The sequence below is a fragment of the Sediminimonas qiaohouensis DSM 21189 genome, from assembly GCF_000423645.1.
GTDB classification, from domain to species: domain Bacteria; phylum Pseudomonadota; class Alphaproteobacteria; order Rhodobacterales; family Rhodobacteraceae; genus Sediminimonas; species Sediminimonas qiaohouensis.
The window spans coordinates 138222-144570 of sequence record NZ_AUIJ01000009.1 but is presented as its reverse complement, the minus strand read 5'-3'; the positions used below and the strand labels follow the sequence as shown (position 1 = coordinate 144570).

Sequence of the window (6349 nt, the reverse complement as noted above, 5' to 3'; positions counted from 1 at the left end):
CTTCGACTGATACCACATCCGTGTCGCGGTGAGCCGTCACCCATTTGTTCAGCGTCGAAAGCCCAACACCAAGATCGTCGGCAACCTGACGCCGTGTTAGCCCGCTGGTCAGTGCAATTCGCACCGCGTCTTTGCGAAATTCATCCGTTCTTCCTGTGCCCATAGTTCGTCTCCTTTGCTGCACATTATGCTATCAAAGGAGCGGCACCAAACCGCGACAGGTCCAGATTGTGCATGCCCCTGCGACCGGCGCACGATGGCATGGATGCGCGCCACAAGCTCTTCGCGATGAAACGGTTTGGTCATGTAGTCATCGGCGCCGAAGCCAAACCCACGTATCTTGTTCTCGGTATCGGTTTCACCGGACAGGATCAGGATGGGGGTATCGACGCGACCAAGCCGCAATTGGCGCAGGACATCATGCCCGTTCATGTCCGGCAGCCCGAGATCGAGCAAGATCAGATCGTAATCATAGAGCTTGGCAAGATCGATCCCCTCCTCCCCCAGGTCAGTCGTGTAGACATTCAGGTTGGCGTGGGTCAGCATCATCTCGATGCTTTTCGAGGTCGTCGGGTCGTCTTCCACCAGCAGCACGCGCATGTTATTCGAACTCCGCTCATCAGTGTATCCACTCCCGAACCGTGGGCAATAAAGGTTAACTACAGGTTACCGTAGGTCAACTTTAGGGCCATCAACTTAAGGCTGTCGATATTTTTGCAAGCTGGTCACTTTTAGCGCGTCGGCGCCGTGGTCATGATAGGCGGAAATCCATTCGCTGAATTCCTCTGCGCTGAGACTGTAGCGGCTCAACGCGGTTTCGCGGCTGATCAGGCCATACGCGACGCCCTTGACGACCGCGGCCTTGCGGCTGGCCACCCAGCGTTTGGTATTGGACGGCGGCAGATCGCATTGCGTCATTACCGAGCCATCAGGCAGCGATACGGATCGCTTGCCTTCCAATTTTCTAAGATACATCACCCTATTCCCCTTGTCGTTTAGGGGAATCTGCGGCATCGCCCTTAACGGTAGATGAAACGCGGGCTTGAGACTGTTTAGGATTTTCCTATATTCTTGCGAACTTTCAACTGGAGCCACTCATGCCACTGGATCGGAAAACCGAAGTGAACTCCCTCGGGTTCGCCAAGCCGCCGTCGGAGACCCGCGTCGTCGTGGCGATGTCGGGCGGGGTGGATAGCTCTGTCGTGGCGGCCAAGCTGGCCGAAGAAGGCTATGACGTGGTCGGCGTGACGCTGCAGCTTTACGATCACGGGGCGGCATTGGCCAAGAAGGGGGCGTGCTGCGCCGGGATCGACATTCACGATGCGCGCCGCGTGGCCGAGGATATGGGTTTCCCCCACTATGTGCTGGATTACGAGAACATCTTTCGCGACGCGGTGATCGACGAGTTCGCCGACAGCTACCTTGCCGGGGCGACGCCTGTGCCCTGCATCCGCTGCAACGAGCGGGTCAAGTTCAAGGATCTGCTGGAGACCGCCAAGGATCTGGAGGCCGATTGCATGGCCACCGGGCACTATATCCAGCGAAAGGATGGCGAGAACGGTCCCGAGCTGCATTCCGCGGCCGATCCGGCCCGCGATCAAAGCTATTTCCTGTTTTCCACCACGCCCGAGCAGTTGGATTACCTGCGTTTCCCGCTGGGGCATCTGCCCAGCAAGGACGCGACGCGCGAGTTGGCGGCACGCTATGGCCTGCGGGTGGCGGACAAGCCAGACAGCCAGGACATCTGTTTTGTCCCCGACGGGAACTATGCGGGCGTGATCGAGAAACTGCGCCCCGGTGCGGCCGACCCGGGGCGGATCGTGCATGTCGATGGGCGCGACCTGGGCGCGCATGATGGGGTGATCCACTATACCATCGGGCAACGGCGCGGCCTTGGTATCGGCGGGCTGTCCGAGCCGCTTTACGTGGTGAAGCTGGATGTTGAGGCCAAGCAGGTTATCGTTGGGCCAAAGGAATTGCTGGCGACCCGCACCGTGCCCGTGCGCGAGGTGAATTGGCTGGGCGATGCGCCGTTCGCATCCGCGGAAGAATGGCATGTCGCGGTCAAGGTTCGCTCGACCCGCCCGCCGCGCGAGGCGGTCATTCGCCCGCTTGGCCCCGATACCGCCGAGGTGGAGCTGCTGACCGCCGAGGAGGGCGTCGCGCCCGGGCAGGCCTGCGTTTTCTACGAGACAGGCAGCAGCCGGGTGCTTGGCGGTGGCTGGATCTGGCGGGGATGAACGGCCCCGCCTGCCCCGTCTGTGATGACGCCGGATGCAGGCAGTTCGGGCAATATGACGGCATCACCTATCACCGATGTGGCACCTGCGCGGCAACGTTCCGCGATCCCGGGCAGTTGTTGTCGCCCGATCAGGAACACGCCCAATACCTGCTCCATGAAAACGCAGTGGATGACCCGGGCTACAGGCGCTTTCTGTCGCGGGTGAGCGACCCGCTGTTGCAGCGCGTGGCGCCGGGCGCATGCGGGTTGGATTATGGCTGCGGTCCCGGTCCGGCGCTTGCGGCCATGCTGCGCGAGGCCGGGCACCAGGTGGCGCTGTATGATCCGTTTTTCGCGCCTGACGCGGCCGTGCTGTCACAGACTTACGATTTCGTAACCTGCACCGAGGTGGTCGAGCATTTTCACGCCCCGGCGGCGGAGTTTGACCGGATGGGCGCGATGCTCCGGCCCGGTGGCTGGCTTGCGGTCATGACCTGTTTTCAGACCGAGGATGCGGCCTTTGGCAACTGGCACTACCGCAAGGACCCGACCCATGTCGTGTTCTACCGCGAGGAAACCCTGCGCCATATCGCCCGCATGCGCGGCTGGCATTGCGAAATCCCGGCCAAGGATGTGGCGTTGTTCCGGGTGAGCTAGTGTTTTCGGCACCTTCCGGTTTGGGGATGGCCTCTTGTCGCCGTTGATCACGTCGCGCATCGACGATGCGCGGCGCCCTTCGGGCGCTATTTCGCGCTAGGCCATCACTGGTCCCCGGCATAACAGGCCCGATTACCGTTGGTTAGCTTATGTCAGATGGTGAACAACACCTACAGCCGATCCAGAACCGCACGCGCCGCGCGCAGGCCGGGCGGCTCGCCGCTGCGGCCCAATCGCTCCATCGTCAGCGACATCGCGTCATACTGTGCTTGCGGATGGTCGAGCATCTGCGCCAGCGCGGGGGCGATCCGCTCGGCCCGGCAGGCTTTGCCGATAAATTCCGGCACCGCGCGGGTTTCGCTGACCAGGTTGACCAGCGTCACGGTGTCAACCTTGAGCATGCGCGAGATAATGAGGCGGCTGAGCGGGGCCATGTCGTAGGCGATGACCATCGGCGTGTCGTTCGCCGCCAACTCCAGCGACACGGTCCCCGACGCCGCCAAGGCACCTTGCGCGGTCTTGAACGCCGCGCGTTTATCAACTGTGAAATCGGGCTGGTCCGGGGTCAGGAGCACCGGATCGCCGGGCCAATCCGCGATCAGATCGGGCATCAACGCGGCAAGGTTGGCGGTGGTCGGCACCACCACGCGCGTGTCCGGGCGGTTTGTTAGGACGCGATTAAGGGTTTCGCGGAATATGGGGGCGAGGCGGGTGACTTCGCTGCGCCGCGAGCCTGGAAGGGTTAGCAGAACGGGCGCCTGGCCGAGGCCGTGGCGGGCGCGCATTGCGGCGATCTGGGTGTCATCGGCGATCGGCTCGGATACCACCGGGTGCCCTACGAAATCGCACTCCATCCCGGCGGCGTGCATCAATGGCGGCTCGAACGGGAGCAAAGCCAGAACGTGATCAATGACTTGCGCCATTTTGCGCGCGCGCCCGCTGCGCCAGGCCCAGACGGAGGGCGCGACGTAGTGCACGGTGCGAATATCCGCCGCGCGCTTCACCCAACGGGCGACGCGCAGGCAGAAATCGGGGCTGTCGATGGTGATCATGACGTCGGGGCGCGCCTCGATCGCCGCCTTTGCGGTCTGCTTTATACGCGCTGTAAGTTGTCGGTATTTTGGCAGTATCTCGGACAGACCCATCACGCTCAGCTCGTCCATCGGAAACAGGCTATTGAGACCCTCGGCCTGCATCATCGGGCCGCCGACGCCGGTGAACTCGACATCCTCTCGCAGCGCTTTCAGCCCGGCCATCAGCGCCGCGCCCAGGCGATCGCCCGATGCCTCCCCGGCGATCAGGAACACGCGCATGTCACAGCCTCCGCGCGATCAGGAACAGACCGGCCTGCGCGAAGGCCTCGATAGCGCGCTCGCGTTCAAGGATCATGACGCGGCCCGCCTCGATCACCGCGCCGGCCAGGCCCGCACGCGCGAGGTGCGCGGCGGTGTCTGGCCCGATGGCGGGCATGTCCACGCGCAGATCCTGCCCGCGCTTTGCCGCCTTCATAAGCAGCCCCCGCTGCCCCACGGGCGCGCGTAGGGCCTCGGGCGTGCGCGCGGTGCAGTCGAGCAGGAAATCCGTCCCTTGCAGGGTCTCAACCCCGAGGCATTGCCCGCCCTCGACAACGCAGGCCTGCCCCAGATCAAGCGGCGACAGCGCGGCGAGGATGCTGGCGGCGCGTGCGGTGTCGCGCGCGGTGCCAGCATGCGGCGAGGGCCCTGCAATCGGCCCCTCGGCTGCCGTCAGGTCCGGCAGGATCTCATAGGCGCCCTCGACGGCAAAACCGCGTTCCTCGAAAAGCGACACGATGAACCGCAAAAGGCCATCATCGCCTTCTTGCATCGCTGCGACAAGGCGCGGGGCGATGGTTTGCATCTCGGCATCGAACGCGGCGGGATCGAGCGGCGGGCGGGTCATTGAGCCCGCCATGACGACGCGCTCAACCTCCTGCTGCTGCAGCCAGTCGAACAGAGCGCCCAACCGTTCGAAACGGTGCGTGTGCGTGGGCGGCGCCAAATCGTGCGCGACGCCGTCGAACACAACCCTCAGCGCCTCGGGGCAGGCCCGCGCCAAGGCCACGGGCAGGGCCCCGCCACCGGCCAATATGGCAAGACGCCCGGCCACCCGATCAGCCCGGCGTCAGGAAGGAACGATCGCTTCCCGCGGTGACGAAATCGACGATCTGGCGGACGTATTCGCTTTGGGTTTCGTCGCGCAGGCGCGATGCGCGATCCTGAAACGCCCCCTCGCCCTGCGCCAGCATCTGGAAGGCGGCGCGCAGGGCGGTGATGTCCTCGCGCGGGACGCCCCGGCGTTTGAGGCCGACAAGGTTCAGCCCGTCCAGCACGCCGCGCGGCGCCTGCACAAGGCCGTAGGGGATCACGTCATTGGTGACCATCGTGACCGCGCCGATGATGGCACCCTGCCCGATGCGCACGAACTGATGCACGCCCGAGAGGCCGCCGATGATCACGTCATCCTCAAGCACGCAATGCCCGGCGAGCGCGGCGTTGTTGACGACGATCACCCGATCACCGATCTGCACGTCATGCGCGATGTGGCACCCGGCCATGAACAACCCGTCGTCGCCCACGCGGGTGACGCCGCCACCGCCCGCCGTGCCGGTATTCATGGTCACGTGTTCGCGGATACGGTTGCGCGCGCCGATCTCAAGCCGGGTGGATTCGCCTCGAAACTTCATGTCCTGCGGGATCTCGCCAATACAGGCGAAGGGAAACACCACGGTATCCGGCCCGATCCGGGTGTCGCCCGCAACGACGACATGCGATTTGAGCTGCACCCCCGGCGCAAGAACCACGTCCGGCCCGATATGGCAAAACGGGCCGATCTCGCAGCTTTCTGCGATCTGCGCGCCCTCTTCGATCACCGCCGAGGGGTGTATTCGGCTGCTCATGCCGGTCACTCCTGTGTCAGGTCCATCATGGCGGTGAACTCGGCTTCGGCGGCCATCTCGCCGTCGACACTTGCCATGCCCGAGAATTTCCAGACCTTGCCGCCGGGTTTGCCGCGCACGGTCGTCATGTCCATACGCAGCACATCGCCGGGCACGACCATGCGGCGGAACTTGCAGCGATCAATCGCCATGAAATAGACCAGCATGTTCTTGTCGGCCATGCCCATGGTGACGCCGACCATTACCGCGGCGGTTTGGGCCATGGCCTCGACGATGGTGACGCCGGGCATGATCGGCTTGCCGGGGAAGTGCCCTTGGAAATGCGGCTCGTTGACGGTGACGTTCTTCAGGCCGACGGCGGAGGTGGTGCCGTTGATCTGCTCGACCCGATCCACCAGCAGGAACGGATAGCGGTGCGGCAGGATGCGTTGGATCATCTGGATGTCGGCGGATGGCAACTGCTCGGTCATGGTGGCCCTTTCAGGTTGGTTTTGCGCGGGCCATGACCCGGCGCTGTTGCCGATGTCACTAGCAACTCGCCCCCACCGGGGCAA

8 protein-coding genes and 1 pseudogene are annotated in these 6349 nt (G+C 63.9%); 2 read left to right on the top strand and 7 right to left on the bottom strand.

Going from position 1 to position 6349, the window contains the following annotated elements; all coding sequences use genetic code 11:
* The 3 genes and pseudogenes from G568_RS19930 to sciP all read right to left on the bottom strand — a co-directional run.
* Positions 1-163 (bottom strand): transposase (locus G568_RS19930; protein WP_026757991.1); only part of this gene is annotated, 163 nt, incomplete at its 3' end.
* 62 nt (positions 164-225) lie between these two features.
* Positions 226-600, bottom strand: a pseudogene (locus G568_RS18640) (response regulator); the annotation flags it as partial.
* A gap of 96 nt (positions 601-696) precedes the next feature.
* Positions 697-975, bottom strand: coding sequence for a CtrA inhibitor SciP (gene sciP, locus G568_RS0109780; protein ID WP_026757857.1), 279 nt, complete (start codon positions 973-975; stop codon positions 697-699).
* Between the two features lie 122 nt (positions 976-1097).
* Between sciP and mnmA the strand changes: the two genes are divergently transcribed.
* The gene (gene mnmA / locus G568_RS0109775) at positions 1098-2240 is read left to right on the top strand and encodes a tRNA 2-thiouridine(34) synthase MnmA (protein ID WP_026757856.1); all 1143 of its coding nucleotides are present in this window, start codon (positions 1098-1100) and stop codon (positions 2238-2240) included.
* Complete coding sequence (locus G568_RS0109770; protein ID WP_026757855.1) at positions 2237-2878, top strand: class I SAM-dependent methyltransferase; 642 nt, start codon at positions 2237-2239, stop codon at positions 2876-2878. Before mnmA ends, G568_RS0109770 begins: the two co-directional genes overlap by 4 nt.
* A gap of 170 nt (positions 2879-3048) precedes the next feature.
* Here G568_RS0109770 and lpxB read toward each other — a convergent pair whose 3' ends face one another.
* The 4 genes from lpxB to fabZ are packed head-to-tail and all read right to left on the bottom strand — an operon-like array spanning position 3049 to position 6265.
* Positions 3049-4191 (bottom strand): lipid-A-disaccharide synthase, encoded by a 1143-nt coding sequence (gene lpxB / locus G568_RS0109765; protein ID WP_026757854.1) that lies wholly within the window; start codon positions 4189-4191, stop codon positions 3049-3051.
* Between the two features lies 1 nt (position 4192).
* Entirely contained in the window at positions 4193-4984 is a 792-nt protein-coding gene (locus G568_RS0109760) for an LpxI family protein (RefSeq protein WP_245582925.1), read from the bottom strand.
* Between the two features lie 25 nt (positions 4985-5009).
* Positions 5010-5795, bottom strand: coding sequence for an acyl-ACP--UDP-N-acetylglucosamine O-acyltransferase (gene lpxA, locus G568_RS0109755; protein ID WP_026757852.1), 786 nt, complete (start codon positions 5793-5795; stop codon positions 5010-5012).
* A 5-nt stretch (positions 5796-5800) separates the two neighbouring features.
* A complete protein-coding gene (gene fabZ, locus G568_RS0109750; protein WP_026757851.1) occupies positions 5801-6265 on the bottom strand; it encodes a 3-hydroxyacyl-ACP dehydratase FabZ in 465 nt (154 codons plus the stop codon).
* Positions 6266-6349: the final 84 nt, after the last annotated feature.